This is a genomic window from Nitrospirota bacterium (genome assembly GCA_030684575.1).
Classification (GTDB): Bacteria; Nitrospirota; Nitrospiria; order Nitrospirales; family Nitrospiraceae; genus Palsa-1315.
The window spans coordinates 1-3,759 of record JAUXVD010000002.1 but is presented as its reverse complement, the minus strand read 5'-3'; the positions used below and the strand labels follow the sequence as shown (position 1 = coordinate 3,759).

Genomic DNA, 3,759 nt, shown 5'->3' with positions numbered 1-3,759 from the left:
GAAGAGCCAGGTGGACTTGTCTGCCATCGAACAGGTCTGACAGGCCAAGCACCGGTTGATGTTGAACACAAAGGCAAACTGCCACTTGGGATGCCGCTCCTCGTAGGGATACAGCATCTTCCGTCCCAGTTGCCAATTATAGACTTCAGGCATTGTCAATCCTCCTTCTGGTCATGATCAGTTAGTTACGCATGGTCTCAGTGAATCGCATCAACTGGCTGGTGTCGCCGGCATGAGGCGTCGGCTCATGGCACCGGGATATCCGAAGATGTCCCGCTCGCCTCTGGCCTCTCGCCCCGTGCCCATGGCTACACCTTGATCTTGATGTGTTCGCCCTTGAGCCACTTGATCATGAACTCGTTCTCCTGGCCCGGCGTGAAGCCGGTCCGGACCGGTTCCCATGGACCACGCGCCCCGATGCCGCCGTCTTCCGCCTTGGTGATGCGGATGAGACATTCCTTCGGCACCGTGTTGATCGCATGGTGGTCGACCTGATAGCCCCACTTGAACTTCCAGGCGATCGCATGTTTGCCCGGCAACGAATCGGTCTGGTGCATCGGCATCAACCAGTTCCGGGTAAAGGACTGTTGGGCCCCATACCGGAAGTTGGACTGATAGCCGGTGTCCACCGCGATGGCGCGTCCGTCGGGGCGCGTCTCGTGGCCTTTGACCGACTTCGGCGTGGCCACGTACGGGGCGTGCTTCGACATCGTCACGTGGTACGGATAGGCCGGGTTGTACTTCGCGCGGATCATGAGGCGCGCCACCTTATAGTACGGATCCGACGGCTTCCAGCCCCGATAGGGCCGATCCACCGGGTTCCCGTCGACGTAGACGTAGTCGCCGTCGTTGATGCCGCGGTCTTTCGCCGCCTGCGGGTTGATGTGCAACTGGTGTTCGCCGACCCCCGGCGTCCGCTTGTCCATGCGGTACGGATCGCCGAAGTTCGACTCATAAATCTGCACCCAGTCGTTCACCGACCATTGGCTATGCACCCGATGCCGGGTCTTGGGAGTCACGCAGTAGAACTGGTACCCCTTCTCCCACAACGGGTTGCTGTGCCGCTTGATTTCCTGCCACGGCAACTTGATGTTACGCACCGTCTTGTCGTCATGGTGCTGCGCCGTGATCGGAATACCGTAGTCGTCCGGACGGACGTACGGGTTGCTCGTCATGATGGCGTTCGGCAGATACGGCGTCGCTTCCGTCCCCTCACGATGGGAGATGAAGTTTTCGCCGTATTCGATCGCCTCGGGCTCAGTCCGGTAATTTTCGTACCGGCCGGTCCGCGTCCACATGGGCTTCGACTCGTTGGTCTCTTCCCAGAATGGGGTGCGCGGATAGGTCCGCACCATGACCATCCAGCCTTTTTCCGACTTCAGCATCACGTCGGCGCTGTAGCCGTAGAAGGTGCTGGACGCATCGAGCATGCGCTGCGCATAGACGTCCACACGATTTTCGTAGACGAACTTGAAGTAATCGCGCATGCGCTTGTCGCCGGTCATGTCCGACAACTTGGCCGCCACGCCGGCGAAGGTATCGAGGTCGTTCCGCGTGTCGTACAAGGGCCGGATGCCGCCCTTCCAGATCTGCACCCACGGATTGGAGACCGTGACGGTCATTTCCGGATAGGTGAACTCCATCCACGAATTCGCCGCGAAGGCGATATCGTTGTGGTTGACGTCCGAGGTCATCTCGATGTCCTGCGTGATCAGGGTCTCGATGTTCGGGTCGACGTTGCGCACCATGTCATAATGGTGCTTGGCGTTGTTGAGCACGTTCACGTTGACCACCCAGCGGAACTTGCTCGGGGTCGGCATGTGCGTTTTGCCCGTGAACACCTTGCGTCCGTACTTCGGGGTGCTGACGATCAGGGCGGTGTCGCCGTGGTTCCAGTACCCGACTTCCTCGCCGTAGTAATACGACTTGGTCTTGATTTCCTTGCCGTGCGCGTTGGGATCCAACGTGATGTTGAAGGGATCCTCACCCGTATGCACGGCAATACCCGCACCGGACCAGGGCGTGGCCGTCCAGGTACCCGCCTTGTAGTTCCCGGCCCAGGTATGCTGCCCGGTGCCGAACTTCCCGACGTTGCCGGTGACGATGAGCACCATCGCGGCGCCGCGGGAGTTGATGGTCTGATGGAAATAGTGGTTCGTGCCTTCGCCGTTATGGATGGCGGCGGGCTTGATCGACCCGGAGTCACGCGCCCACCGGACCAGGAGGTCCTTGGGCGTCCGGCAGATCTGGTGACAGGTGTCCAGGTCGTAATCCTGGAAGTGCACCAAGTACATCTGCCAGACCGGCATCGCGTCGATTTCACGGCCATTGAGCAACTTCACCCGGTAGGTCCCGGTGAGGGCCGCGTCAATCCCGCTATTCTGATAATGCCAGCCGACTTGCTCACGATGGAGCGGCACCGCCGCCTTCTTGTTCAGATCCCAGACCATCATCCCGCCGAGCCGCTCGACCTGCTCTGGCTTCAAGGACTGGACTCGGCCCGAATAGCTCTTGGAGAAGTCCGGGAACTTGTAATCCGCCACCACATCGCGCGGATCCAGGAACTGCAGGGTGTCCGTACGGACCAGCATGGGGGAATCGGTGTACCCCTTCAGGAAGTCCACGTCGTGCATGTTCTCATCGACGATGATCTTCATGGCGCCCAAGAAAATGGCGCCATCCGACGCGGGCCGTAAGGGCATCCAATAGTCGGCACGATAGGCGGTGGGGTTATACTCTGGCGTGATGACCACGACCCGGGCACCCCGTTCGATACATTCCAACTTCCAGTGCGCTTCCGGCATCTTGTTTTCGACGAAGTTCTTGCCCCAGCTGGTGTTCAGCTTGGAGAAGCGCATGTCGGAGAGGTCGATGTCGGACCCCTGGGCACCGCACCACCAGGGGTGGGCGGGATTCTGGTCGCCGTGCCAGGTGTAGTTCGACCAATAGCGGCCGCCCTGCGCCTGATCCGGACTGACTTTGCGAATCCAGGTGTCCAGCAACGCGTTGACGCCGCCGTTCATCCGGGTGTTGCCCATCTTGCCGATGATGCCGAGGACCGGCATCCCCGCACGATGCTTGAAGGTGCGGGTGCCCGCGCCCTTCATCATTTCGATCATTTCTGGCGCATAGCCCTGCTCCCGCAGACGACGGGCGCCGGCTTCCCCGCTGTACCGCGTGGCAATGATGATCATCGCCTTGGCGGCATAGGTGAAGGCCGTATCCCAGGACACCCGCAGCATGTCGTCCAGGAAGCGGCTATCGAACTTATACTTGCGCTTTGTTTCCGGTGTCAGCTCCGGGGAGCCGGCATCCATCCATTCCTTCCAGCCTTTCCGCATCAAGGGCCCCTTCAAGCGATAGGGGCCATAGACGCGGCGATGGAAGGTAAAGCCCTTCAAGCACATGCGCGGGTTGTGCGCGAACGTCCCGCGGTTGCCGTAGAGATCTTCATAGGTCTGGTGGTCGTAGTTCTGCTCGACCCGCATGACCACGCCGTTCCGGACGAAGGCCCGGATGCGGCAAGCATGCGTGTCGTTCGGGGAACAACACCAGGTAAACGACGAATCGTAGCGATACTGGTCGTGATAGACCCGTTCCCACGACCGATCCGGATAGTCCCCTAACGGGTTCCCGACTTCGATGACCGGCTGGAGCGCGGTCAACGCCAGGACCTTATCCGCCACCGCCACTGCGGCGACCGTCCCCACGGAGACTTTTAAGAACTGCCTACGTGACAAAAACATGGGTAACACCTCC

General features: G+C 60.2%; 1 protein-coding gene. It reads right to left on the bottom strand.

The window, feature by feature from the left end:
- Nucleotides 1-308: 308 nt before the first annotated feature.
- Nucleotides 309-3,746, bottom strand: a complete 3,438-nt coding sequence (locus Q8N00_00295; protein MDP2381221.1) for a molybdopterin-dependent oxidoreductase — start codon at nucleotides 3,744-3,746, stop codon at nucleotides 309-311.
- Nucleotides 3,747-3,759 lie beyond the last annotated feature (13 nt).